The following is a 25,430-nucleotide window of genomic DNA, read 5'->3' on the forward strand; positions in this document are numbered from 1 at the left end:
TGCACTCCTCGGATAAGTCATCGTTTGCGCTGGTCAAAGCCCCATCAGAGGTCTAATCCAATTATAGTTCTGGAAGACCATAAATTGGATTAGACCAATTGGTTTACACCAATTCTTGAGAAAGGTGGCGCATGGGTGCAGAATCGGATCACACCCCCACCAGGAGGCCCCCATGGCCACTCCTACCAAGCCCAAGCGACGCGCCCGTATCATCGCGGGAACCGCAAAAACGGCCGTCGATTCGGCGATCTACCTCGATGATCGCCTGCCCTTCGCCCGCTGGCTCCGCCCCCAGCTGCGCAAGCTGTTCCCGAGCCACTGGTCGTTCCTGCTGGGCGAGCTGGCGCTCTACTCGTTCGCGCTGCTGGTGCTGACGGGCACGTTCCTCACGCTGTTCTACAAGCCCAACCCCGACGTGGCCTTCGCGTCCGCGACGGAGATCAGCCTGGACGTGCGGGGCGGGCTGCTGATGCGGCAGCTCCACCACTGGTCGGCGACGGTGTTCGTGCTGGCGATCGTGGCCCACCTGTGCCGCGTCTTCTTCACCGGCGCGTTCCGGCGGCCGCGCGAGCTGACGTGGATGCTCGGGGTGGTGCTGTTCGGGCTGGTGCTGTTCGAGTCGTTCCTGGGCGTCTCGCTGCCCGGCGACCAGCTCGCGATGGCCGGGCTGCGGCAGGCTCAGGGGCTGCTGCTGTCGATCCCGGTGGTGGGCACGTACCTGTCGGCGTTCGCCTTCGACGGCGAGTTCCCCGGGCAGGTCCTGCCGCGCGTCTTCGTCACCCACGTGCTGCTGGTGCCGGGGATCCTGATGGCGGTGGTGCCGCTGCACGCGCTGATCCTGACCTGGCGGCAGAAGCACACCGAACGCAAGGCCACGGCGGTCTCAGAAGGTCAGGTCACCGGCGGCCCGTTCTTCCCGTACTTCGCGGTCAAGAACGGCACCACGGCGCTGTTCACGATGGGGGCCATCGCGGCGCTGGCCACGTTCGTCCGGGTCAACCCGGTGTGGGAGCACGGCGCGTACAGCGCGGGCGGTTACGTCCCGTCGGCGCAGCCGTTCTGGTACTTCGGGGTGCTGGACGGCGCGCAGCGGCTCGTCCCGCCGTGGGAGATCACGGTCGGCGGGTACGTCCTGCAGCCCGGGCTCTGGATCCCGCCGCTGATCCTGATGGTCTTCTTCGGGATCCTGCTGCTCTATCCGTTCCTGGAGCGGCGCTTCACCGGCGACGGCGACCATCACCATCTGCTCGACCGGCCCTCGCAGGCCCCGGTGCGCACAGCGCTGGGCATCGCGGTCATCGCGTTCTTCACCGTGTTGTGGGCGGGAACGTGGTTCTCGGAGGCGGCGCCGCCGATGCACTCCGCGCCGGGCTTCCCGCAGCCGCCCCAGGCCCCCCACGCGCTGCTCACGGTGCCGCACGACACCTACGCGATGATCGTGCTCGGGCTGCGGGTGGCCGTGTTCGTGGTGCCGGTGCTGGCGTTCCTGGTCACCCGGGCGGTCTGCCGCAGGCGCGCCGGCTAGAGAGGGTTGTGATCGGGCGGCGCGCCGGGGACACCGTCCCGCGGCGGCAGCCAGAGCACGAACGTGGCCCCCTCCCCCAGCCGCGAGAACACCGCCACCCGCCCTCCGTGCGACTCCACGATCTGGCGAACGATGGCCAGGCCGAGGCCCGTGTGGCGGTCGCGGCGGCTGGACTCGCCGCGCCAGAACCGGTCGAACACCCGCGCCTGGTCGGCCGCCTCGATCCCGGGGCCGTCGTCGCGGACCGCCACCCACAGCCAGCCCTCGGACCTGCCCGCCGCGACCCGGATCGCCCCGCCGGGCGTCGAGAGGCGCACGGCGTTGGAGAGCAGGTTCGCCACGGCGCGGCGCAGCGCGTCGGCGTCGCCGGTCGCCTCCAGGCCCGATCCCAGCTCCCGGGTGAGCGTCAGGTCGCGGGCGGCGGCCGGGGCCGCGTACTCCTCGCACGCCTCGCCCACCATCCTGGCCAGGTCGAGATCGGCGTCGGCGAACGCGCCGCCCTGCCGCCTGGCGCTGGCCAGCAGGTCCTCGACGAGCCTGGTCATGCGGGTGGTGGCGCGGTCCACGATGGCCACGGCCCTGGCCCGCTCCTCGTCGCTGGCCTCGGGGGCGGCGAGCACGGCGTCCACGTTCGCCCGGATGATCGTCAGCGGGCTGCGCAGCTCGTGGGAGGCGTCGTCGATGAGCTGGCGCTGCGCACTGAACGCCTCCTCCAGCCGGTCCAGCATGGTGTCGATGGTGTCGGCCAGGTCCTTGAGCTCGTCGCGCGGCCCGTTCAGCTTGATGCGCCGCTTGAGGTCGGTGGCCTGGATCTCCTCCGTCGTACGCGTGATCGACCTGACCGGCCGCAGCACGCGGCCCGCCAGCACCCAGCCGATGCCCAGGCTGGCGACGTAGAGGCCGGCCAGCGTGATCAGCGAATAGTCGCGCAGCGTGGCCATCGTCCGGACGTTGACCGCGTTCTCGACCTCCTCGACGAAGACCACCTCGCGCTTGCCGAGGAAGGTGGTGCCGCTGTAGGTCTTGGCGAACTCCGTCGTGATCGGGCGCTGGTCGGTGGTCTTGGAGACGGCGAAGTAGGTGCCGCCGAGCACGAGCGCGGCCAGCACGAAGAGCAGTCCCGAGTAGAGGACCGTGAGCCGGAAGCGGATGGTGTGGATCACGCCGGTTCCTTGAGCCGGTAGCCCCGGCTGATCACGGTCTCGATCAGGCCCTCTTCCTGCAGCTTGCGGCGCAGGTTGCCGACCGTGACGCGCACGGTGCTGGTGAACGGGTCGGCGTGCTCGTCCCAGACGTGTTCCAGCAGTTCCTCGGAGGAGACCACGTATCCGGGGCGGCGCATGAGGTAGTGCAGCACCCCGTACTCCTTGGGGGTGAGCGCCAGCGACCTGCCGTGCAGCGACACCTCCAGCCTGGCGGTGTCGATCCGCAGCCCGCCCACCTCCAGCACCGACGTGCCGGCGCCGGAGTCCCTGCGCAGCAGGGCCCGCACCCGCGCCAGCAGCTCGGGGAACGCGAACGGCTTGACCAGGTAGTCGTCGGCCCCCTCGTCGAGCCCGCGCACCCGGTCGTCCAGGCGGTCGCGGGCGGTCACCATGATGATCCGCGCGCCGTGCCCGGCCGCGCGCACGCTGCGGCACAGCTGGAACCCGTCCCCGCCGGGCAGGTTGAGGTCGAGCAGGACCAGATCGTACGAGTTCACCTGCAACTTCTCATGCGCGGAAGGCGCGTCGTAGGCGACGTCCACCGCGTATCCCGCACGGACGAGGCCGACGCGCAACGCGTCGACCAGGTCCTCCTCGTCTTCCACCACAAGCAGTCGCATGCCCCGCACCCTAGTTTCGGATGATTCGTTCCGCGATCGGCGCCGCCCGGTCGATGGGGATGGCGAACCCGATGCCGATGTTGCCGCCGCCCCGCCCGGACGCGATCGCCGTGTTCACCCCGACGACCTCGCCCCGGGCGTTGACCAGCGGGCCGCCCGAGTTGCCGGGGTTGATGGACGCGTCCGTCTGCACGGCCGTACGCAGCGCCGCCGCCCGGGCCGAGCCCAACCGTACCTCCCGGTCCAGAGCGCTCACGATGCCGGCGGTGACCGTGCCCGACAGGCCCAGCGGGGAGCCGATCGCGAGCACCTGGTCGCCGACGGCCAGGTCGCCGGACCTGCCGAGCGTGGCGGGCGTGAGCTCCCGGGGATAGTCCACCTCCAGCACGGCCAGGTCCTCGTCGTCGTCCTCGCCGATCACGCGGGCGCTGATCCGGCGGCCGTCGCTCAGCACGACGGTCGCCCGGTCGCTGCCCCTGATCACGTGCGCGTTGGTGAGGATGTGGCCGCGGCCGTCCACCACGAACCCCGAGCCGCCCCCGCCGCCCGTCTCCACCGAGACCACGCTGGGCAGGACCCGGGCCGCCGTCGCGCTCAGCCCGCTGAGGCCGGCCGACGGCGCGGGCGCCACCCTGGGGAGGGCGGCGGGAGCCGGCCCGGACCCTTCGGAGAGCCGCGCCCCCGCCGCACCCCCAGCGATGCCCGCCGCCGCCCCGGTGAGCGCCGCGACGAGCGCGGCGGCCACCAGCAGACGTCCCTTGGGTGGAGCCCCCTTCTGCGGTGGATCCTGCGGCACGGTGGCCACGACGGTCGGGGTGACGAACTCCGGCCCGCGCGGGCTGCCCAGACCTCTCATGGCAGCCTCGAGAACCACAACATCGACGTCACCGCCGCGATCAGCGCGAAGGCCATCCCCGCCGCCACGAACCACATCCATACCTCCTGCCGCTCGGTCCGGTAGCCGACCGACGTGCCGATGTCCTCGTAGACCGCCTGCAGCTCGTCGCCACTGGCCGCCTCGTAGAAACCGCCGCCGGCCGCCTCGGCCAGCCCGCGCAGCGCCGGCGCGTCCACCGGCACCGGGATCTCGCGTCCCGAGATGTCGATCGTGCCGTCCGCCGTGCCGTACGCGATGGTCGTGACCGGCACGCCCCTCCCGGAGGCCGCCGCGGCCGCGTCACCGACCGTGCGGCCCGTCGTGTTGGAGCCGTCGGACAGCAGCACGATGTGCGCGGGCGGCCTCTCCTCCTGCGAGTCGAGCGCGGCGATGGCGTCCAGCGAGGAGTAGACCGCCTCGCCGATGGCGGTGCCCGAGGCGGTGCTGAGCCGGTCGAGCGCGCTCAGCACCGCCTGCCGGTCCGTGGTCGGCGGCACGGCGACGGACGCCGACGAGGAGAAGGACACCAGGCCCAGGTTGAACCGCTCGGGCAGGCCCGCCACGAACTGCCTGGCCGCCTGCTTGGCCGCCTCGAACCGGTTGGGCTGGACATCGGTGGCGCTCATGGACGCCGACACGTCGAACGCCACCATGATCGTCGCCCGCTCCCTCGGCACCCGCACCTCGGCCGTCGGCCGGGCGAAACCGATCACGAGCAGCGCGAACATCAGCAGCAGCGCCGCCGCCGGAACGTGCCTGCGCCAGCCCGGCCGCCTCGGGGCGACCTTGTCGAGCAGGTCGAGGTTGGTGAACCTGACGGCGTACGCGGTCCTGCTCCGCAAGGCCATGACCACGTACGCCAGGGCCAGCGCGGCCACGGGGACGAGCAGCAGCAACCACAGGGGCGCGATCAGCGTCATGCCGCATCACCTCCTCCCCCGGCGGGGCGCGCCAGGACGGCCAGGCGGCGCTGGCGCATGACGTGCCGGACCAGGTCACGCACCCAGTCCCGGTCGGTACGCAGCCGCAGATGGGTCGCCCCGGCCCGGCGCAGCGCCTGCGCGACGGCATCGCGCTGCTCCGCCGCCGCCTCCGCGTACCTGCGGCGCAGCCGCGCGCTCCCCGTGGCGACCTCGCGCCGCCGCCCCGTCTCCGGGTCGACCAGCGTCAGAATCCCGACGTCGGGCAGCGTCAGCTCGCGCGGGTCGAGCACCTCCACGGCCAGCACCTGGTGCCTGGCGGTGAGCTTGCGCAGCGGCAGCTCCCAGGTCTCGGGCGCGTCGAGGAAGTCCGACACGACCACGACCAGGCCGCGGCGCCGTACCACCCGGCCGAGCTGGTCGGCGGCCACGCCCAGCAGCGGCTCGGCCACCCCGGGCGGGGTGCGAGGCAGCGCGAACGCCGCCTGCAGCAGCGCCATCAGGTGCGGCCGGCCCGTCCGGGCGGGCAGCGTCCTGACGCCGCCGCCGTGCAGCAGGTGGGTGCCGATCCGGTTGCCGGTCCGCTGGGTGAGGAAGCCGACCGCCGCCAGCGCCGACACGGCCAGCTCCCGCTTCTCCATGGCCGCGGTGCCGAAGTCCATGCTGGCGGTGGCGTCGAGCAGCGCCCAGATCTCCAGCTCGCGGTCGGCGACCAGGTCCCGGACATGGGGCTCGTTGGTGCGGGCGGTGACGTTCCAGTCCATCCGCCGCACGTCGTCGCCCGCCTGGTACGGCCGGGTCTCCGCAGGCTCGCTCCCCGGCCCCGGGACCAGTCCCAGATGCTCCCCCTGCAGCAGTCCATCCAGTCTCCTGGTGATCGTCAGCTCGAGCCGGCGCAGCGCGGGCTCGGCCATCAGGTACGGCCTCATGCCACGGCTTCGTTCAGCTGTGACTGCTGCTGGGGGGCGATGACGGGCACCGGTACGGCCGCCAGCACCCGGTCCACGATCTGCCTGGGCGCCACCCCGTCAGCCAGCGCGTCGAAGGAGAGCACGAGCCGGTGCGCCATGACGTCGTGCGCCAGGTCGCGCACGTCCTCCGGCAGCACGTAGTCGCGCCCCCGCATCAGGGCCAGCGCCCGCCCGGCCGCCAGCAGGCCCAGCGTGGCCCTGGGGCTCGCCCCGAACGCCAGCAGCCGGCGCACGTCCTCCACCCCGAACCGGTCGGGATCACGGGTGGCGTAGACGAGGCGGACGGCGTACTCGGCCACGGCGTGGTGCACGAAGACCTCCTCGGCCCGCCGCTGGAGTGCGACGACCTGAGCGGGGTCCAGCACGGCGTGCGGGACGGGCGGGTCCACGCTCATGCGGTAGACGATCGCCAGCTCCTCCGACTCGCTGGGATAGTCCACGTCGATCTTCATGAGGAAGCGGTCCCGCTGCGCCTCGGGCAGGTGGTAGACGCCCTCGGACTCGATCGGGTTCTGGGTGGCCAGCACCAGGAACGGCCTCGGCACGTCGTGCGAGACCCCGCCGATGCTGACCTGCCGCTCGGCCATGATCTCCAGCAGCGCCGACTGCACCTTCGCGGGGGCCCGGTTGATCTCGTCGGCGAGCAGCAGGTTGACCATGACCGGGCCGAGCTCGATGTCGAAGGTCTCGGTCGACGGCCGGTAGATCCTGGTCCCGACGATGTCGGCGGGCACCAGGTCGGGTGTGAACTGGATGCGGGCGAACGTGCCGCCGACCACGGTGGCCACGGTCTCGGCGGCCAGCGTCTTGGCGATGCCGGGCACGCCTTCCAGCAGGCAGTGGCCCTTGGCGAGCACCGCCACGAGCAGCCGCTCGACCATGCGGTCCTGACCCACGATCACCCGCTTGACCTCGAACAACGCCCGTTCGAGCAGCGCGGGGTCCGTCATGGCTGAACCACCGAGTGGTAGCAGTCGTCCACGACCACCCGCAGCTCCAGCGCGGACGGATCGGGATCGGCGAACGCGGCGCTTCCCGTCATGAGCACGGCGCCCGCGGCCAGCAGCACAAGAGCGAAACGTGATGTACGCATAGGACGCATGTCATCAAGCGACCGCGAAAACCCGCGTAACCCCCGTCTTTACATGATCTTTCGGTCCTCACCGCGAAAAGGGACGGCCACCCGCAACGGGGTGGCCGTCCGTCAGGTGGAGATCAGCCGATCAGGTACTTCATCACCTTCTTGATCGTCGCGTTCCGCTCGTTGTCGTTGGCGAGCTGCTCCAGCCCGAACCCCAGCAGCACCGTGTCCTTGGTGGAGACGGCGGCCGTGGTGTCCGCCTGCGCGCGGGCGAAGTCGCCGCCGCCGGTGGGGCTGCCCGCCGGCGGACCGGGCATGGCCCAGGGGCCGAGGCCGGTCTCGAAGCCCTCGGAGTCGAGGGTGCCGCCGGTGGTGGTGACCCGCGTGTCGTCCACGAACACGCCCACGCCGCCCGTGCTCGGGTCGGTCACGTAGCTGATCGACACCTCGACCTGCTGGCCCGCGTAGGCGGACAGGTCGAAGGCAACCTGCTTCCAGCCGCCGGAGTCACCGGTGAACCGGTTCCAGGAGCCGCTGGTGCCGCTGGCCGTGCAGGGGTTGCCGCCGGTCAGGTAGTGCCCCAGCCACGGGTGCTCGCCCAGGTAGAAGCCGGCCTCGCACTCCGACGGCACGGCGCTGTCGGTGCCGCCGTTGAGGTCGGGCAGCGTGGTCCAGTTGTCCTGGCCGACCGTGTGGGCCTCGACGATGACGTTGTCATAGCCGGGCTCGGTGTCGAAGGACAGCTGGAAGCCCAGCCTCGGCTGCTGCGCCGCCGTCACGGTTCCCAGGTTGACCGTCCTGGTCAGCCGCATGTACGAGTCGTCCGCGTGCGGCCCCCTGACGTACCACTGGCCCTCGATCGGATCGAACGGACCGCCCGCGCCGAGCGTGTAGCCGGCCGCCGGAGTGCCCGTGAACCTCGGCAGGTCCGTGCCCATGGGCTGCAGCACCCCCGCCTCGTCCAGCGGGTTGTCCACCGTGGCCGGACCGCCGAACGTGCCGCCCGTCCCGGCCAGCGGGCCCTTGCCGGCGAAGCCGGTCGGGGAGTTGCGCGCGATGCGCCCGCCGACGCCCATGTAGTACTGGGTGAAGTCGTCGGCCAGCAGCAGGCACTCGTCGAACAGGCCCTGGATCGTGGTGACCACGCAGTCGCCGTCCGGGTCGCCGTCGATGCCGTAGTAGATGCCTCCGACGATCGTGTCGAGAATGCCGTAGTACGCGGCCGTCTCGCCGGTGTAGAGGAGCTTGCCCCCTTCGTTGAGGTAGTCGCGGATGGAGACGGTCAGGTCCTGCTGCGACCGCTTGACGTCCGCGTCGGGCAGGTTACCGAGCGGGGTCACGGTGACCAGGTCCTGCTGGTCCATCGACAGCCGGTTGTCGCCCAGCTCCCACACGACGCCCTTGAAGTGCGACAGCACGCCCAGGTGGTCCGGCACGCCCTGCGCGTCCACGTCCCAGGTCTCGGAGGCGTACCCGGCGGCCTGGAGGGCCTTCTTGTACGTCGTGGTGTGCTTGGGCGCCGTCACCGAGGGCGGGTAGTCCGGGTTGAAGCCGGTGTAGTCCTCGTTGGCGACGATCAGGACCTTGGCCGCGGAGTCCTTGGCCAGGGTGTAGGTGAAGTGCGAGCTGGAGACGAGCCCGGTGCCCTGCTTGAAGCCCTGGAACCAGACCTCGACCTTGTCGCCCGGTTTCGCGCCGCTCACGGTGCCGCGGTACTCGGCGAAGAACAGGTCGTTCTCGTCGCCGTACCGCTTGCCGCCCTGCCATTCCGACAGCGGCCTGGTCTGCGCCGGGCCGCCGTTGACGCGGAAGCGCAGCACCTTGCCCAGCAGCGACCTGCGGGCGGTGACCGCCACCGGCTGCGGGTCGCCGTACGAGACGCTGAAGGAGTCCGGCGCGAAGTCGGGCACCGTGCGCCCGACCACGGAGACCGGGGTGTCCGGCGTGTGCACGGTCTTGGCCGCGGCCAGCGCCAGCGGGACGTTCTTGAGGAACTCGTCCTGGATCAGCGCCTCGCTGTCGGGGAAGGTGAAGCCCTGCCCGCCGGCGCAGTCGTCGAGCGTCCACTCGTCGTTCGGGTTCCGCTCGACGGCGTCCTCGCAGGTGGACATCTCCGGCGTGATGGACATGACCTTCCGCACGTTGGTCATGTGCCCGTCCAGCTCGCCGTTGGTGGTGTAGAGCTCGGCGCCGATGTCGGGGTCGTAGCCGGGTACGGCCGGGTGGGCGTCGTCGCCGAGCATGGCCTCGAAGATCAGGTCGTCGGGCGATCGCGTGGCCTGCTGCCAGCCGACCCCGTACAGCAGCAGCATGGCGGCGGAGTGGTAGTTCAGCAGGTACGTGAAGTGCACCCGCTTGGTCAGGTTGTCCAGCGCCACGGTCTCCGGCTCCGACTGCGCCGACTTGCCGCGGTAGGTCTGGCTGGCGAGGATGTTCGACGAGCCCTCGTTGTCGTAGCCCCACTTGTAGGCGAAGTTGCGGTTGAGGTCGACGCCGTCGGCGCTGGTGAGCCGGCCGTCGCCGTCGTTGTCCCGCAGGTTCTTGCGCCACAGCCGGTTGTCGGGGGTGAAGGTGTAGTCGTAGCCGTCGGGGTTGGCCACCGGCATGAACCACAGCTCGGTGGTGTTCACGAGCTTGGTGAGCTCGGCGTTGCCGCCGTAGCCGTCGAGGAAGTGGTGCAGCAGCCGCCGCACCATCTCGGGTGTGATCCACTCGCGGGCGTGCTGGGCGGCCATGTACAGCATGGCCGGGCGCTTGCCGTCGGCGAGCTTGCGGGCGTCCTTGGTCACCTTGATCGCGGTGATCGGCGTGCCGTTGAGGCTGTTGCCGAGGTTGACGACCTTGGCGATGCCGGGCTTGGCGTCGGCCGCGGCGATGATCTCCTCGCGGATGCCGCCGGCGCCCGCGTATCTCTTGAACACCCCGTCGCCCTTCTGTGCCAGCCGCGCCTTGTCGGCGGTCTGGGCCTTCAGGGTGACGCCCTGCTTGGCGAGCGTGCCGGCCAGCGCGGCGGCGAGGATCACCTCGATGGTGACCTTGCCGTTCGCCCGCTTGACGATCCGCATCTCCTCGCGGTCCACGCCAGCCGCGACGAGCTTGGCCACCTGGTCCGCGGTGAGCTCGCCGGTGTAGACGAACACGCCGTCAGGGCCCGGAGCGGGCTTGGGCACCGCCGACGCGGGCGGGATGGTGAACGAACCGAGTAACAGGAGGGTGCCGGCGAACATGATTAACGCGCGCTTCATCGCGCCTCCGAGAAATCCGCCCCCGAATGGCTGCTAGGGATGTCCGCAATGTCCGTGTCTGCCAGGGGGCTTGTCAATCAAGACGGCCACATGTGGTCAAATTTCGAACTATGTAATCCAGGGCACGTCCGGATTCGTAGGGAGGCCCCATCCGCCGGTCAAGCTTGCGCGCGTCACGGTGGCGCGGCGGTGAGGCGGAGAAGCGTCACCCTGGAGGGCCCTCGGCCCGGTGCGGCGGGTGGGGCCCACCGTGCGCAGCCGTAAAAGACCATGGTGGTGAAACGCGCAACGGGCCGCCCGCCGTAAGAACGGCGGGCGGCCCGTGAGACGAGCGCTGGACGAAATTAGTCGTTCAGGTGCTGGCGCAGGTAGGACTCGACGCCGTCGATGGAGATGCGCTCCTGGGCCATCGAGTCGCGCTCGCGGATGGTCACCGCGTGGTCCTCGAGCGTGTCGAAGTCAACGGTGATGCAGAACGGCGTGCCGATCTCGTCCTGGCGCCGGTAGCGGCGGCCGATGGCGCCCGCGTCGTCGAACTCGACGTTCCACCGGCGGCGCAGCTGCGCGGCCAGGTCACGGGCCTTCGGCGACAGGTCGGCGTTGCGCGAGAGCGGCAGCACCGCGGCCTTGACCGGCGCGAGCCGGTGGTCGAGCCGCATGACCGTGCGCTTCTCCATGACGCCCTTGGCGTTGGGGGCCTCGTCCTCGCTGTAGGCGTCGAGCAGGAACGTCAGCGTGGCGCGGTCGACACCGGCCGCGGGCTCGATGACGTAGGGGACGTAGCGCTCCCCCGTGTCCTGCTCGAAGAAGCTCAGGTCGGTGCCCGACGCCTTGGAGTGGGCGGTCAGGTCGAAGTCGGTGCGGTTGGCGACGCCTTCGAGCTCACCCCACTCGGAGCCGGTGAAGTTGAAGCGGTACTCGATGTCGACGGTGCGCTTGGAGTAGTGGGACAGCTTCTCCTTCGGGTGCTCGTAAAGGCGCAGGTTGTCCTTGTTGATGCCCAGGTCGGAGTACCAGCGGTAGCGCTCGTCGATCCAGAACTGGTGCCACTCCTCGTCCGTGCCCGGCTTGACGAAGAACTCCATCTCCATCTGCTCGAACTCGCGGGTGCGGAAGATGAAGTTGCCCGGCGTGATCTCGTTGCGGAACGACTTGCCGATCTGGCCGATGCCGAACGGGATCTTCTTGCGCGCCGACTGCTGCACGTTGAGGTAGTTGATGAAGATGCCCTGCGCGGTCTCGGGGCGCAGGTAGGCCAGGCCCGACTCGTCCTCGACCGGGCCGAGGTAGGTCTTGAGCAGGCCGCTGAACTGCCTGGGCTCGGTGAAGGTGCCCTTGTTGCCGCAGTTGGGGCAGGTGATGTCGGCCAGGCCGCCCTCGGGCTCCTTGCCGTTCTTCTCCTCGTACGCCTCGATCAGGTGATCGGCGCGGAAGCGCTTGTGGCAGGAGAGGCACTCGGTCAGCGGGTCGGTGAAGGTCTCGACGTGACCGCTGGCCCGCCACACCTCGGGGGCCAGCACCACGCTGGAGTCGAGGCCCACCACGTCGTCGCGCGACTGGACCATCGACAGCCACCACTGCCGCTTGACGTTGTTCTTGAGCTCGACACCCAGTGGACCGTAGTCCCACGACGCGCGCAGTCCGCCGTAGATCTCGCTCGACGGGTAGACGAGCCCGCGGCGTTTGGCGAGGCTGACGATGGTGTCCATGACGTCGGTGCGTCGTGCCATTTTGGTTGATTCTCTTTCCGGCTGGAGGTCGGCGAGTGAAATTGGTGAGATCCCAGCTTAGGGGACGCACGGACCCTCTCGCGCGCCAGTAATCGTTAAGCGCCTTCCTGCGTGTAAACGTCCTCGAACGCACTGGGTTCGTTGACCATGAGAATCATCAGTGGATACATCACCATCCGGGCGGCGGAGAGCGCTCTGCGGTAGAAACCGGCACCCTCCCACTCCGTGACCAGGGCCCACAGGTTGGGCTCATCGACCGAACGGGCCAGCCTGCCACGCTGGTAGCCCGGCTGGGCGGCGAACGTGTCAAGGATGGTGTGGCCCTGCTTGACGAAATCTTGGGACTGGGACTCTGGAACGGTGTATCGGATCACGGCGAGCACCCGACCAGATTAAACGCGTTACGCCCGTCTGATGCGCCGACCCGGTCAGGCGGCCCGCCCGCTCGGCGGCCCGTCTCCCGTAGGCTCTGGGTGTGGCCCCAGACAGCAAGCGCCCGCTTCCCAAGGGCGAGCAGTTCTTCACGCCGGGCGCGACCGGCCTGCGCAAGGCCGTCGAGCGGCGCAGCGCCGTGCCGATGACCTACCTGTTCACGCAGGTGCCCCGATGGACGGCGCCGACGGTGCTGGTGGTCCTGCTGCTGGCCGGGTTCGCCGTGGCCAACCCGCTGGGCGGCGTGGCCGTGCTGCCGGCGATCGCCTTCATCGGCTGGCTGGCGTACCTGTCGTGGCCGTCGCTGGGGATCGGCGGAAAGGTGATGCGGGTCGCCATGCTGACCTTCCTCGTGCTCCTGGCGGCGACCCGCTTCGGCCTCATCTCCCCCTAAGGCAACAGGGTGTAGTGCGGGAAGTTGCCCGGCAGGCGCTCGCCGTCCGGGCCCCCAGTAGAGGACGCGGTGGAGGCCCGCACCAACAGCTCGCCGCCGACGAACGCGCCGCGCCAGGACGCCCCGAGCCCGCCGAACAGCTCCTCCCGGTCGCCGCGCGAGCGCGGCCGGTTGTGCCCCACCTTGAACGCCCGCACCTCCGGCGCCAGCCGGTGGAACGTCTCCTCCTCGTCGCACGACAGCGTGGCCACCAGGGCGCCGTTGCTGGCGTTCATGGCGGCCAGCAGCTCGGCCTCCGTGTCCACCAGCACGATGGTGTCCACGGGCCCGAACGGCTCGGCGTGGAAGAGGGGTGAGGAGCGGGGCGGGTTGAGGAGCGCCGTTGGCGCCAAATACGCCGAAATATCCTGCCCCGGCAGGAAATGTCCGGCGTCGAGCGACGCCCGATGCACCGGCACCCCGCCCCTGGCCACCGCCTCGTCCACCTGATCGGCCAGTTCCTTGGCCTTGGAGGCGTTGATCAGCGGCCCGAAGTCCAGCTCCGGCAGCGGATCGCCGGGATCGGCCACCGCGAGCGGATGGCCGAACCGCAGGGACCCCACCGCCGCCAGGTACGCCCCCAGGAACTCGTGGAACAGCGACCGCCGCACCACGAACCGCGGATAGGCCGTGCACCGCTGCTTACCGTAGTCGAACGACGCCCGGATCTGCCTCGTGAGCAGCTCCCAGTCGCCGTACTCCCACACGCCCCAGCAGTTCAGCCCCTCCTGCTCCAGCACGTGCCGCCGCCCGAGGTCGGCCAGCGAGGTCGCCACCTTGGCCCCCGCGTCCCGGCCGCCCACGAATGACACGCTGCCCAGCGCCCGCCCGCCGGCCAGCACCGGCGACAGCTCCGCCCCTCCCCCGCTCACCAGCGTGAACGGCAGCCCCTCCCGCACCGCCAGCGCGCAGGCGAGCGTCAGGCAGCACAGGCCGCCGTCCGTGGGGGTCTTGGCGATCACCGCGTTGCCGGCCAGCGCCTGCACGAGCATGGCGTGCATGAGCACGCTCATCGGGTAGTTCCAGCTCGCGATGTTGCTGACGGGCCCGGGCAGCGGCATCCGGCCGGCGACCATACGGTCGATCTCGGACACGTACCAGCGCACGCCGTCCAGGCAGCGGTCCACGTCCGCGCAGGCCGTCTTCCACGGCTTGCCGATCTCCCAGACCAGCAGCAGGGCCAGCAGGTCGCGGTGAGCGGCCATCGACTCGACGGCGGCCGACACCATCGCCTTGCGCTCGGCGAGCGGCAGGTGCCGCCAGCGCCGGTGCTCCTCCACCGCGCCCGCCACCGCCCGTCCCGCGCCCGCCCGGTCGATCCGGGGCAGGCCCGCGATGGCGGTGCCGTCCAGCGGCGAGAAGCCGGGCACGGGGCGCCCGTCGCGGTGCCAGATGCCGCCCCAGTGGTTGAGCACCCGGTCGTCGTGGAATGCCTCGGGGGCCGCCGAACAGCACCGTTCGTAGGCGTCCCGCCAGGCCGTACCCGGCTTGATCCGCATGCGCTCCTCCTCAGTCGGACCAGTCGGCGGTGATGAGCTCGGGCAGCGGCTCGAACTCCTTGATCGCCTCCAGCGACGGACCCATGGCGGCGTTGGCCTCGCGCTCCACCATCACCTCCACCAGCACCGGCAGCCGCTCCCGCGCCGACTCCGCCGTCGCCCAGGCCAGCGCGTCCCGGATGTCGCCCGGCAGCTCCACCCGGCGCGCCGGGCAGCCGAACGCCTCCATGGCCTTGACATGGTCGATGCCGCCTTCTCCGTAGTGCAGGTCCACGGCGTAGTTCATGTCGTACGGGATCTCGGCCTGCCGGATGAGGCCCAGGTACTCGTTGTTGATCATGACGATGACGAACGGGATCCGATACTGGGCGGCCACCGCCACCTCCTCCATGAGGAACTGGAAGGAGTAGTCGCCCACCACCGCCACGACCTGCCGCTCCGGATGCGCGCACTTGACGCCCATCGCCGCGGGCACCTCCCAGCCCAGCGGCCCGGCCTGGCCGCACACCAGGTAGCGGCGCGGCAGGTAGGTCGTCTGGAACTGGCCCGACCAGATCTGGTAGAGCCCGATGGCGGTGACGAACGTGGTGTCCCTGCCGAAATACTCGTTGATCTCCCTGAACACCCTGGGCGGCTTGATCGGCACGTCGTCGAAGTCGTCGCGGCGGGCCATCGTCTTGCGCAGGTCGGCGACCTTCCGTACCCACTTGCCCGGCTGACGCGGCCCGCCACGGCGGCGCGCCTCGTGCAGCAGCTCCCCGAGCACCGGCCGGGCGTGCCCGACGATCCCGAGGTCCGGCTCGAAGACCCGGCCGATCTGCGTGGGCTCGATGTCCACGTGCACGAACGTGCGGCCCTGGCGATAGACGTCGAGGTCGCCGGTGTGCCGGTCGCCGAAGCGGGCCCCGATGGCCAGCACCAGGTCGCTCTCCAGGAAGGCGGCGTTGCCCCACCGCGTCTGGGTCTGGATGCCCGCCATGCCCGCGAACAGCGGGTGGTCCTCGGGGAAGGCGCCCTTGCCCATGAGCGTCACCTGCACGGGCACCTGGAGGTGCTCGGCCAGCGCGCGCAGCTGGTCGGACGCGTCCGCGATGATCACGCCGCCGCCGGCCAGGATGATCGGCCGCCTGGCCTCGGCCAGCAGGTCCACGGCCTTGCGCACGGCTCTGGGCAGCGGCGCGGGCTCCTCGACGGGCAGCGGCGCGTCCAGCTCCCGGTCGTACAGGCAGGTCCCGCGCTGCACGTCCACCGGCAGGTCGATGAGCACCGGGCCGGGCCGCCCCGACCGCGCGATCCTGAACGCCTCCCTGAACACCCACGGCGCCTGCGCCGGCTCCTTGAGCTGGACCGCCCACTTGGTCACCGGCCGGGCGATCTCCACGATGTCCACCGCCTGGAACGCCTCCTGGTGCAGCTTGGAGGAGACCGCCTGGCCGGTGACGCAGATCATGGGGATCGAGTCGGCCAGGGCGGTGTAGAGGCCGGTGATCATGTTCGTGCCGGCGGGGCCGGAGGTGCCGATGCAGACGCCGACGTTCCCGGTCACCCTGGACCAGCCGTCGGCCGCGTGGGTGCCGCCCTCCTCGTGGCGTACGGTGACGTGCCTGATCGAGCTGTGCTGGAGCGCGGCGTAGAGCGGCAGGATGGCCGCGCCCGGGATGCCGAAGACGGTGTCCACCCCCTCCGACTCCAGCACCGCCACCACGGCCTCCATGCACGGAATCCTCTTCATCCGTTGAGCCTTTCCACGACCTTGAGGAGGGCGGAGTGGTCGAGCGAGCCGTGGCCCTGCGCCCTGGCCGCGGCCACGAGCTGGGCGACCTGCCCGGTGAGCGGCAGGCTGACCCCGGCCTCGCGGGCGGCGGCGACGGCGATGCCCATGTCCTTGTGGTGCAGGTCGATCCGGAAGCCGGGGTTGAACTCCCGCCGGACCATGGTGTGCCGCTTGAGCTCCAGGATCCTGGAGCCCGCCAGGCCGCCCGCGAGCACGTCCAGCCCCGCCAGGGGGTCCACGCCGGAGGCTTCGAGCAGCACGATCGCCTCCGCCACGAGCCCGTAGATGCCGCCGACGACGAGCTGGTTGGCCGCCTTGACGGTCTGTCCCGCGCCGGCCGGGCCGACGTGCACGACGGTCGTGCCCAGGGCGCCCAGGACGGGCCGGGCCGCCTCGACGTCCTCGGCCGCCCCGCCCACCATGATCGACAGGGTGCCGTCGATCGCGCCGCGCTCGCCGCCGCTGACGGGGGCGTCCACCGCCCGTACGCCGGCGGCCGCCGCCTGCCCGGCGACCCAGCGGGAGGTCTCGGGCTTGATGGTGCTCATGTCGATGTAGAGCAGGTTCGGGCGGCCGTACTCGACGATCAGCGGAGCGACCTCCTCCACCTGCGGCGAGTCGGGCAGCATCGTGATCACCACCTCGGCGCCGCCGACCGCGTCGACCACGCCGGAGGCGCCCTTGCCGCCCAGGCCGACGAGCTGTTTGACCCGCTCGGCGCTCACGTCATAACCGGTCACGACATGTCCGGCTTTGAGGAGGTTGGCCGCCATCGGGCTGCCCATGATCCCCAAACCGACGAACCCGATGTTCACGCCTGCCTCCAGTCGAACGCGCCCGGCCCCTGGTGCCGGTACTCCAGGCCGACGTGGCCTCGGTAGCCCGCCGCCGCCAGCCGGGCGAAGATCTCGTCGTACGGCATGCGACCGCTGCCGGGGTGTCCCCTGCCGGGGTCGTCGGCGATCTGCACGTGGCCGAACCTGGCGCTGTGCCGGTCGATGAGCTCCAGCACGTCCTCGCCCATCCGGTGCAGGTGGTAGAGGTCGGCCAGGAAGGCCACGTTCTCCCGGTCCACCTCGTCGATCAGCTCGAACGCCGCCTGCGACGACGTGATCGGATATTTCGGGTTCTCGTGGGAGTTGAGGGCTTCGACCACCACGGTCGCGCCGATCGAGGCCGCCGCGTCGGCCGCCCCGCGCAGGTTCGCCACGGCCAGGGCCCGGTCGGTGCCGGGATCGTTGCCGTACAGGGCGTTGAGCACGCCGCAGCCCAGCTCGCCCGCCAGCCGGACCGCCACGTCGATGTTGGCCTGGAACCGGGCGGAGCCGTCCGGCCTGGCCAGCAGGCCGCGCTCGCCGGCGGCCATGTCGCCCGCGTCGAAGTTGAGGCCGGTCAGGCGCACCCCGGCGTCCTCGATCGCCTGCCGCAGCGCCGCCACCTCGACGCCCGCGGGGTCGGGGACGCCGAACGGCCACCACAGCTCGACCGCGTCGAACCCGGCCTTGGCCGCCGCCGCGGGCCGCTCCAGCAGCGGCAGGTCCGTGAAGAGAATGGACAGGTTGACGGCGAATCTCACGCCGCACCCCGCTGACTCAAAGCCGAGCGCATGAGGCGGGCCGTCTCCGACGGGGTGCGGCCGACGCGGACCCCGGCCGCCTCCAGCGCCTCCTTCTTGGCCTGGGCGGTCCCGGACGAGCCGGACACGATCGCGCCCGCGTGCCCCATCGTCTTGCCCTCTGGCGCGGTGAACCCGGCCACGTAGGCGACCACGGGCTTGCTGACGTTCGCGGCGATGTAGGCGGCGGCCCGCTCCTCGGCGTCGCCGCCGATCTCGCCGATCATGACGATGGCGTCCGTGCCGGGGTCGTCCTGGAACGCCTGGAGGCAGTCGATGTGGGTGGTCCCGACGACCGGGTCGCCGCCGATGCCGACGGCGGTGGAGAAGCCGAGGTCGCGAAGCTCGTACATGAGCTGGTAGGTCAGCGTGCCCGACTTCGACACCAGCCCGATGCGCCCGGCGGAGGTGATGTCGGCGGGGATGATCCCGGCCGAGGACTGCCCCGGGCTGATGAGCCCCGGGCAGTTGGGGCCGATGATCCTGGTGCGGCCGTGCGCGAGGGCGCGGAAACGCACCGCGTCGTGCACGGGGACGCCCTCGGTGATCACCACGCACAGGGGCATCCCGGCCTCGACCGCCTCCTCCACGGCCGGGCCGGTGAAGCGCGGCGGCACGAACACCACGGAGACGTCGGCCCCGGTCTCCCCCATCGCCTCGGCCACGGACCCGAACACGGGCACCGAGCGCTCGCCGAAGTCCACGGACCGGCCGCCCTTGCCGGGCGTCACCCCGGCCACGACGTCGGTGCCCGCGGCCAGCATGCGGGCCGTGTGCCTGGTGCCCTCCGCGCCGGTCATGCCCTGCACGAGCACCCGGCTGTCCTTGGTCAGAAAGATCGCCATCACGCACCTGCCGCGAGTCTGGCCGCCATCTCGGCGGCGCCGTCCATGGTGGAGACCTGCCGGACCGCCGGGTGCCGGGCGTCGCTCAGGATGCGCCGGCCCACCTCGGCGTTGTTGCCGTCCAGGCGTACGACGATGGGCCTGGCCAGGCCGCGCTCGCCGAGGAGCTCGAGCGCGGTGACGATGCCGCTGGCCACCGCGTCGCAGGCGGTGATGCCGCCGAAGACGTTGACCAGCACCGAGCGCACGTCGGGGTCGGCCAGGATGATCTCCAGGCCGTCGGCCATGATCTTGGCGGACGCGCCTCCGCCGATGTCCAGGAAGTTCGCGGGGGCGGCCCCGGCCCCGGCGACCACGTCGAGCGTGCTCATGACCAGCCCGGCGCCGTTGCCGATCACGCCCACCCGGCCGTCGAGCTTGACGTAGTTCAGGCCCTTGGCCCGGGCGCGGTCCTCCAGGCTGCCGGTGGCCTCCCCGTACTCCCAGGCGTGCCGGAACGCGGAGTTGTCGTCCAGGGTGACCTTGCCGTCGAGGGCCACGATGCGCTGGTCGGTGGTGCAGATCAGCGGGTTCACCTCGACCAGCAGGGCATCCTCCGCGACCAGGACCCGCCACAGCTTCTCCAGCACCTCGGCCGCCTGCTCGGGCAGCCCCGCCTTGGCCGCCAGCAGGCGCGCGGCGTCCGCGTCCACGCCCGTCACCGGGTCGACCGGCAGCCGCACCAGGGCGTCGGGGTCGGTGGCGGCCAGCTCCTCGATCTCCATGCCTCCCCGGCCGGACACCATCGCCAGGAAACCGCCCTCAGCCCGGTCGACAAGGAAAGCCGCGTAGTACTCCTCGAACGGCACGGTCGCCGCCTCGACCAGCACGCTGCGCGCGACGTGCCCCTTGATGTCCATCCCGATCACGTGCTCGGCCTCCGCCTCGGCGGTGACCGGCCCGGCCGCGGTCCTGATCCCGCCCGCCTTGCCGCGTCCGCCGGTCTTCACCTGGGCCTTGATGACGACGGGCGCGTTCAGCTCGGCCGCTATCGCGCGGGCCTCCGCCGGGGTGGCCGCGATCCTGCCGGCCGGGACCGGGATCCCGTGACGCCCGAAGAGCTCCTTCGCCTGATACTCGTACAGGTCCATTCGAGCCTCCTTTGTAGACGGTATACCGTATGGAAAAACCCTCGTCTAGGGTCTCGACAGTCTCTCGTCTACTGGATATTCCATACAGTATGGAGAATGCAGTTAGAGACTGGCGCGGGCGTTCGTACCTCCCCGGACCCGTCCCCGCCGACCGCACGCGCATGTTCCGGCTGGCCTGGGGTGCCATGGCGGCGATCAGCCCGCTCCAGTACGGCTACGCCGCCCTCCTCGCCAAGGAGGCCACCGGGCTCACCCTCCTGGCCGTCTGGATCGCCTGCCAGGCCGCGGGCGCCCTGCCCGCACTCCACCTGGTACGGCGGGGCCGCCTCGGCGTCCGTACCAGCCTGGCCGCGGGCGCCGCCCTGAGCTTCGCCGGCCTCGCCGCGGCGGCGCTCCCGCCGAGCGCCCCGGGCGCCTTCGTGGGGTACGCACTCCTCGGCGGGCTGGGCGCGGGCCTGGTCTACGGGGCCTGCGGTGAGGTCGTCTCCTCCTGGTACCCGGAACGGCCCGCCGCCCGGGTCGGGCTGATCACCGGCGCCTTCGGCTACGGCGCGGTGCCCCTGCTCGTCTGGGCCGGGATCGCGCCGGCCGCCACGTCCACCGCGTTCCTGGTCGCGGCGGTCGTCGCGCTGGCGGTCATCGGGACCGCGGCCCGGCACCTGCGGCTGCCTCCCGCGCTGTGGTGGCCCGCGGACGTGGACCCGCGCTCGCACGCGCTCGACGCGGCGCGGCTGCGCACGACGCCGGAGGCGGCCCGGCAGTTCGGGCCGGCGCAGGCGCTGCGCACGCGTACGCTGCCCGCGCTGGCCCTGATCCTGACGTGCGCGGGCGCGGTGTCGGTCTTCGACGTGATCGTGATCGCGGGGACCGGGTCGTGGGGCGCGCTGGCCGTCCTGGTGGCGCTGAACGGGGCCAGCCGGTCGGTGGCGATGCGCTGCTCGGAGCTGTACGGCCGGCGCCGCGTGCTCGCCGCCGTCCTGACCGCCCTCGCCACCGGCCAGGTGCTCCTCGCCGCCGCCTACACCACCGCCCTCGCCACCACGCCACCCGGCGCCGAGCCTGTGATGGCCGGAGGGCCGCTGTTGTGGTTCGGGGCCGTGGCGGCCGGGCTCGGCGGCGGGGCGTTCTACCCGCTGCTCGCCAGCCTGGTGCGGGAGTTCTTCGGGGTCGAGCGGGCGGGCGAGATCCACGCCGTCGTCTACAGCGCCAAGGCCCTGGCCGGAGCGGGGGCCGCCGCCCTGGCCCTGCTCGCCCTGAGCACGCCTGTGCCCGCGCTCGCCGTCGCCGCCGCTCTCGCCGCCCTTCCGGCCCTGGCCATCCCCCGCCTCCGCATCCCCGGCCTCCCTGCCACCATCCCCTTGTGACACCCACCCGCCCCGCCGGTCACGGGCGCCGCCCTCCATCACCGGGGCGCCTGTGATGAGGCTCACGGCCAGGAGAGATCCTTGGACGGTATGCTGTAGGCAGTCGACGAAAAACCGTAGCGCAGCCCTGGAGACGTGACCATGTTGCTGTCGGATCAGGCCGGTCAGGCGGCGGCCACCAAGATTCCCCGCCCAGCCACGCTCCGCGAGAGCGTTATCGAGGCTATCCAGGAGCTCATCGTCTCCGGGCAGCTCAAGCCGGGCCAGCACCTCGTGGAGAGCGAGCTGGCCGAGCTGCTCGGCGTGTCCAGGCAGCCGGTCCGCGAGGCGCTGCAGCAGCTCAGCGGCGAGGGCTGGGTCGACCTGTTCCCCGGCCAGGGCGCGTTCGTGCATGTCCCGACCGTGGAGGAGGCCGACCAGCTGCTGGCCGTGCGCACGCTGCTGGAGACCGAGTCCGCCAGGCTCGCCGCCAAGCAGGCGGGCGAGGACGGCGTCAAGCGGCTGCGCGCCCTGTGCGCGCGGGGCATCGCGGCGGTGGAGGCCGACGACGTCGACTCCGCCGTGGCGACCAACTCCGAGCTGCACGCCCTGGTGACCGCCCTGTCGGGCAACAAGGTCCTCTCCGAGCTGGCCAGCCAGGTCGCCAGGCGGGTGCGGTGGTACCACACGCCGGTGGCCCGCCAGCGCGGCATGGCCTCGTGGGAGGAGCACACCTCGCTGATCGACGCCATCGAGGCGGGCGACGAGCGGCGGGCGGCCAAGATCATGCGCGAGCACACCGAGCACACCCGCGCCTCGTACATGGCTCAGCGCGAGCAGGAGCCCGTCCAGCCGGCGCCCAAGCCGGTGCGGCGGCGCCGGACGCGGCAGCCGGGTTGATCTGCCGTTCACAAGAGACCGCATGCTCCGAAACACCTCGGGTAGAGGATGGAGCCGGACGAATGGAGGTGCGTGACCATGAAGGCGTTCATCCGCTTTCTCCTCGGTGATCCCGCGGGCCAGGCAGCGGACGGCCGGGTGATCGGCCTGGGTCTGAGCACAGCTCTCAAGAAGCACTACTCCGCCGACGAAGCGGACCGCTACCTGCGCGAGTGGGCGGCCGCGGAGCACGACGTACCCAACTGTCCGCGTCACTGAGGAGCCGCGGCAGGGACGATCGCCCCGATGCCGCGGCGTGGTCAGCGTTCCACGGGCTCGGGCTCCACCCCCTCCGAGGCCGCGGCGGACGCCCTCGCGTCGCGGGCCGACTTGATGAGGCTCAGCACCGTGGTGACGGCGAGGGTGCCGACGATGACGCCGAGGGAGACCAGGATCGGGATCTCCGGCGCCCACGACACGCCGTCGTGGTGCAGGGCCTCGAGCATCAGCTTCACGCCGATGAAGGCCAGCACCACCGACAGCCCCTTGCTCAGGTAGACGAGCCGGTCGAGCAGCCCGCCGATGAGGAAGAAGAGCTGGCGCAGCCCCATGAGGGCGAAGGCGTTGGCGGTGAAGACCAGGTACGGCTCCTTGGTGAGGCCGAAGATGGCCGGGATGGAGTCGAGCGCGAACAGCAGGTCGGTGGTCCCGATGGCGACCATGACGATCAGCATCGGGGTGACCATCCTGCGGCCGAGGTGCACGGTCAGCCGGGCGCCGTGATAGGTGTCCGTGGTCGGGAGCACCCGGCGCACCGCGCGCAGGGCGACGTTCTCGGAGAACTCCGCCTCGTCGTCCTCGCCGCCCATGAGCTTCCACGCCGTGTAGACGAGGAAGGCGCCGAAGACGTAGAAGAGCCAGTCGAACCTGGCCACCGCGCCCGCGCCGGCCGCGATGAACGCACCGCGCATCCCCAGCGCCAGGATGATGCCGATGAGCAGCACCTTCTGGCGGTACTCGCGCGGCACCTGGAAACGGCTCATGATCAGTAAGAAGACGAAGAGGTTGTCCACGCTGAGCGAGTACTCGGTGATCCAGCCGGCGAAGAACTCCCCGCCGTGCGCGGGGCCCGACAGCAGCAGGAGTCCGACGCCGAAGGCCGCGGCCAGGGCGACGTAGAACGAGACCCAGGCCACGCACTCCTTCATGGACGGCTCGTGCGGCCTCCTGGCGACGAGCCAGAAGTCCACGGCGAGCACGACCGCGAAGCCGGCGATCGTGGCCAGCCAGATCCAGGGCGGCAGGTTCACCGGCGGGCCCCCTTCCGTGCGCGCAACATCCCGGCGTGCCGGACGTAGACGCCGAGCAGGTCCTTGGCCAGCGGGTTGGCGGCGGCGCGGCGGATCAGCCAGTACGGCATGATCCGCTCGTGCAGCCAGACGAAGCCGATCGCGAAGCCGAGGCTCACCATCGCCTGGTACGCCAGGAACGGCAGCACTCCGTCGGCCAGGCCGATCCCGACCAGGCTCTCCTGCGCGAGCCGGGACACGGGGAAGGCCGCCACCCAGTACAGGCCGACCGGCCCGAAGGTCCCCGGACGGAACACGCCGTGGCCGAGCAGCACGCCGTACAGGCCGCCGAAGAGGGCGAGCGGCACGGCGAGCGACAGGGCCGACAGCGCGGCCATCCCGGTGGGCTGCCCCGCGAACAGGGTCAGCCCACCGGCCATGGCTCCGGCGACGGCTCCGATCGACGCCCCTGGCAGGGCGAGTTCGAGGCTGTGCCGTCCGTCCATCAGCCCACGACCACGCCGAAGGCGAACAGACTGTAGAACAGCATCCCCAGGTAGAACACCGCACCGAAGCCGATGATGACGTTCGTCCACCACTTGGGCCGGATCGGTTTGGGCAGCATGCGGTTGTTCACCAGGAGCAGGGTCACGCAGTACGCCCCCATCGCGAACGTCGACAGGAACGCCAGCGTGTCCAGGATCCCGCTCGGCCCGTCGGCCGGTCCGAACAGCAGGATCAGGATGCCGAAAATGATCACGCCCCAGAGGAAGACCCCGTACAGGCGCGACATGCCCAGCTTCTTCGCCCCGGGCACGAAGTGGTACGTCATGTCAGCCTGGCCCCGGGAGAAGGAGTCGAACAGCCCCAGGGTGGCGTTCAGGCCGATCAGCGCGATGAACCCGAGGAACACTGCCCCGAGCACCGAGCTGCCCGCGTGGGAGACGGCGTTGGCCATCGCGGTGAGTGCCACCTCGCGGTCGTCGCCCTGGATGACGGTGCGCACGCCCGGGTTCAGCCGCACGGCGGACTGCGCGATCACCGTGAACGAGATCGTCACCAGCATGGTGACGCCCCAGAACAGCAGCAGCGCGTCGAACGTGACCCAGCGCCGCCACCCCTTCCACTTGGCCATCTCGGCCGGGTCCTCGGTGTCGAACATGAACCCGCGCGCGGGCATCTCCTCCTGCTGCCCCGCGTGCCGCAGCCCGCGGATCTGCGGGATGTGCGCGCCCATGCCGGCCCCGGAGTCACGCAGGTGCAGTGTGTACCACATCTGCTGCATGCCGGAGGGTCCGGCGAAGGCGCACGCCCCCACGATGACGGGGAACCAGGCCGCCGACATGGCCTCCGACGGGAAGTAGCCGAAGGAGAACATGCCGCTGAGCGTGGAGGCCACGTCGCCCCAGGAGCCGACCATGGCGGCGACCACCGCCGTGCCGATCACGAGTACGCCGATGAGCAGCGACAGCACGTTCTCGAGCACGTTGTAGATCACCTTGGCCAGGCTGAACACCACGCCGACCAGGATGAGCCCGATGATGGCGGTCACCATCCATGGAATGCCGGTGATCTCCTCGAACGCCGCCGCTCCGGCCGACAGGTGTCCCGGCCAGATGTAGACGGCGATGGCCACGATGAAGAAGAACCACATCAGCGGCTTGAACACCCGGGCCGCACCGGAGAAGATGCTCTCCCCGGTCGCCATGGCGTAGCGCGCCATCTCCAGCATCACGAAGGCCTGCAGCGTGACGCCGATCAGGAACAGCCACCTGATCTCGGGCCCGAACAGCAGCACCAGCCTGGGCCACATGTACGACTCGCCCATGCCCACGCCCAGCGCGACGAGGAAGACCGTCGGCCCGAGAATGTGCACCGACGGAGGCGCGTCGGGCAGCTTCCTGATGGGCATCGGCGCGAGCCGGCCCGCTTTCCATACTCGTTCGTCCTCGACCGGCGGCGTGGCCGTCGCCGGTGGTGTTTTCGATGTGTCCACCTACGGACCTCCTGGGGGGTT

24 protein-coding genes are annotated in these 25,430 nt (G+C 70.9%); 5 read left to right on the forward strand and 19 right to left on the reverse strand.

Annotated features, from left to right (window positions below):
* Positions 1-172 precede the first annotated feature (172 nt).
* Entirely contained in the window at positions 173-1,525 is a 1,353-nt protein-coding gene (locus ACWDRB_RS17510) for a cytochrome b (protein WP_449894922.1), read from the forward strand.
* Here the strand turns inward: ACWDRB_RS17510 and ACWDRB_RS17515 are convergent.
* From ACWDRB_RS17515 to ACWDRB_RS17560, 10 genes are all read right to left on the reverse strand, one after another.
* Entirely contained in the window at positions 1,522-2,688 is a 1,167-nt protein-coding gene (locus ACWDRB_RS17515) for a sensor histidine kinase (protein ID WP_449894924.1), read from the reverse strand. The two genes, ACWDRB_RS17510 and ACWDRB_RS17515, sit on opposite strands and share 4 nt — an antisense overlap.
* Positions 2,685-3,350 (reverse strand): response regulator transcription factor, encoded by a 666-nt coding sequence (locus ACWDRB_RS17520; RefSeq protein WP_449894926.1) that lies wholly within the window; start codon positions 3,348-3,350, stop codon positions 2,685-2,687. The genes ACWDRB_RS17515 and ACWDRB_RS17520 overlap by 4 nt, the downstream gene beginning before the upstream one ends.
* Positions 3,351-3,360: 10 nt before the next feature.
* A complete protein-coding gene (locus ACWDRB_RS17525) occupies positions 3,361-4,206 on the reverse strand; it encodes a S1C family serine protease (protein WP_449894929.1) in 846 nt (281 codons plus the stop codon).
* Positions 4,203-5,147, reverse strand: a complete 945-nt coding sequence (locus ACWDRB_RS17530; protein ID WP_363967313.1) for a VWA domain-containing protein — start codon at positions 5,145-5,147, stop codon at positions 4,203-4,205. The genes ACWDRB_RS17525 and ACWDRB_RS17530 overlap by 4 nt, the downstream gene beginning before the upstream one ends.
* On the reverse strand, positions 5,144-6,076 hold the full coding sequence (locus ACWDRB_RS17535) for a DUF58 domain-containing protein (RefSeq protein WP_363967315.1): 933 nt from the start codon (positions 6,074-6,076) through the stop codon (positions 5,144-5,146). The genes ACWDRB_RS17530 and ACWDRB_RS17535 overlap by 4 nt, the downstream gene beginning before the upstream one ends.
* Entirely contained in the window at positions 6,073-7,068 is a 996-nt protein-coding gene (locus ACWDRB_RS17540) for an AAA family ATPase (protein ID WP_449894933.1), read from the reverse strand. The genes ACWDRB_RS17535 and ACWDRB_RS17540 overlap by 4 nt, the downstream gene beginning before the upstream one ends.
* Positions 7,065-7,211 (reverse strand): hypothetical protein, encoded by a 147-nt coding sequence (locus tag ACWDRB_RS17545; RefSeq protein ID WP_350725105.1) that lies wholly within the window; start codon positions 7,209-7,211, stop codon positions 7,065-7,067. The genes ACWDRB_RS17540 and ACWDRB_RS17545 overlap by 4 nt, the downstream gene beginning before the upstream one ends.
* A 122-nt stretch (positions 7,212-7,333) precedes the next feature.
* A complete protein-coding gene (locus ACWDRB_RS17550; protein WP_449894935.1) occupies positions 7,334-10,444 on the reverse strand; it encodes a M14 family zinc carboxypeptidase in 3,111 nt (1,036 codons plus the stop codon).
* Positions 10,445-10,788: 344 nt separating this feature from the next.
* The gene (locus ACWDRB_RS17555; protein WP_350725101.1) at positions 10,789-12,174 is read right to left on the reverse strand and encodes a glycine--tRNA ligase; all 1,386 of its coding nucleotides are present in this window, start codon (positions 12,172-12,174) and stop codon (positions 10,789-10,791) included.
* A 95-nt stretch (positions 12,175-12,269) separates the two neighbouring features.
* A complete protein-coding gene (locus ACWDRB_RS17560) occupies positions 12,270-12,557 on the reverse strand; it encodes an antibiotic biosynthesis monooxygenase family protein (protein WP_192791193.1) in 288 nt (95 codons plus the stop codon).
* 92 nt (positions 12,558-12,649) lie between these two features.
* On the opposite strand from ACWDRB_RS17560, the gene ACWDRB_RS17565 reads away from it, so the two are divergent.
* Positions 12,650-13,000: a DUF6703 family protein gene (locus tag ACWDRB_RS17565; protein WP_449894938.1), complete on the forward strand. Its 351-nt coding sequence runs from the start codon at positions 12,650-12,652 to the stop codon at positions 12,998-13,000.
* On the opposite strand, the gene ACWDRB_RS17570 is transcribed toward ACWDRB_RS17565, so the two are convergent.
* Genes ACWDRB_RS17570 through sucC form a run of 6 tightly spaced genes read right to left on the reverse strand, consistent with a single transcriptional unit; the run spans position 12,997 to position 19,902 of the window.
* Positions 12,997-14,538 carry an aldehyde dehydrogenase family protein gene (locus ACWDRB_RS17570; protein ID WP_449894940.1) on the reverse strand — a complete coding sequence of 514 codons (1,542 nt, stop codon included), beginning with the start codon at positions 14,536-14,538 and terminating at the stop codon, positions 12,997-12,999. The two genes, ACWDRB_RS17565 and ACWDRB_RS17570, sit on opposite strands and share 4 nt — an antisense overlap.
* 10 nt (positions 14,539-14,548) lie before the next feature.
* Complete coding sequence (gene gcl / locus ACWDRB_RS17575; protein ID WP_449894942.1) at positions 14,549-16,270, reverse strand: glyoxylate carboligase; 1,722 nt, start codon at positions 16,268-16,270, stop codon at positions 14,549-14,551.
* Positions 16,267-17,127, reverse strand: a complete 861-nt coding sequence (locus ACWDRB_RS17580) for an NAD(P)-dependent oxidoreductase (RefSeq protein WP_449894946.1) — start codon at positions 17,125-17,127, stop codon at positions 16,267-16,269. The genes gcl and ACWDRB_RS17580 overlap by 4 nt, the downstream gene beginning before the upstream one ends.
* Complete coding sequence (locus ACWDRB_RS17585; protein WP_449894948.1) at positions 17,124-17,888, reverse strand: hydroxypyruvate isomerase family protein; 765 nt, start codon at positions 17,886-17,888, stop codon at positions 17,124-17,126. The genes ACWDRB_RS17580 and ACWDRB_RS17585 overlap by 4 nt, the downstream gene beginning before the upstream one ends.
* The gene (sucD, locus tag ACWDRB_RS17590; RefSeq protein ID WP_449894950.1) at positions 17,885-18,772 is read right to left on the reverse strand and encodes a succinate--CoA ligase subunit alpha; all 888 of its coding nucleotides are present in this window, start codon (positions 18,770-18,772) and stop codon (positions 17,885-17,887) included. Before sucD ends, ACWDRB_RS17585 begins: the two co-directional genes overlap by 4 nt.
* Positions 18,772-19,902 (reverse strand): ADP-forming succinate--CoA ligase subunit beta, encoded by a 1,131-nt coding sequence (gene sucC, locus ACWDRB_RS17595; RefSeq protein ID WP_355208100.1) that lies wholly within the window; start codon positions 19,900-19,902, stop codon positions 18,772-18,774. Before sucC ends, sucD begins: the two co-directional genes overlap by 1 nt.
* A gap of 89 nt (positions 19,903-19,991) precedes the next feature.
* On the opposite strand from sucC, the gene ACWDRB_RS17600 reads away from it, so the two are divergent.
* The 3 genes from ACWDRB_RS17600 to ACWDRB_RS17610 all read left to right on the forward strand — a co-directional run bounded on the left by ACWDRB_RS17600 (position 19,992) and on the right by ACWDRB_RS17610 (position 22,403).
* A complete protein-coding gene (locus ACWDRB_RS17600; protein WP_449894952.1) occupies positions 19,992-21,266 on the forward strand; it encodes a hypothetical protein in 1,275 nt (424 codons plus the stop codon).
* A gap of 141 nt (positions 21,267-21,407) precedes the next feature.
* Positions 21,408-22,145 (forward strand): GntR family transcriptional regulator, encoded by a 738-nt coding sequence (locus ACWDRB_RS17605; protein WP_350725084.1) that lies wholly within the window; start codon positions 21,408-21,410, stop codon positions 22,143-22,145.
* A gap of 78 nt (positions 22,146-22,223) precedes the next feature.
* Entirely contained in the window at positions 22,224-22,403 is a 180-nt protein-coding gene (locus tag ACWDRB_RS17610) for a hypothetical protein (protein ID WP_350725083.1), read from the forward strand.
* A gap of 41 nt (positions 22,404-22,444) precedes the next feature.
* Here ACWDRB_RS17610 and ACWDRB_RS17615 read toward each other — a convergent pair whose 3' ends face one another.
* The 3 genes from ACWDRB_RS17615 to ACWDRB_RS17625 are packed head-to-tail and all read right to left on the reverse strand — an operon-like array spanning position 22,445 to position 25,409.
* On the reverse strand, positions 22,445-23,434 hold the full coding sequence (locus tag ACWDRB_RS17615) for a TerC family protein (protein WP_449894956.1): 990 nt from the start codon (positions 23,432-23,434) through the stop codon (positions 22,445-22,447).
* Positions 23,431-23,919, reverse strand: a complete 489-nt coding sequence (locus tag ACWDRB_RS17620) for a hypothetical protein (protein ID WP_449894959.1) — start codon at positions 23,917-23,919, stop codon at positions 23,431-23,433. The genes ACWDRB_RS17615 and ACWDRB_RS17620 overlap by 4 nt, the downstream gene beginning before the upstream one ends.
* Complete coding sequence (locus ACWDRB_RS17625) at positions 23,919-25,409, reverse strand: Nramp family divalent metal transporter (RefSeq protein WP_355373098.1); 1,491 nt, start codon at positions 25,407-25,409, stop codon at positions 23,919-23,921. The genes ACWDRB_RS17620 and ACWDRB_RS17625 overlap by 1 nt, the downstream gene beginning before the upstream one ends.
* Positions 25,410-25,430: the final 21 nt, after the last annotated feature.

The organism is Nonomuraea sp. NPDC003707 (genome assembly GCF_053587055.1).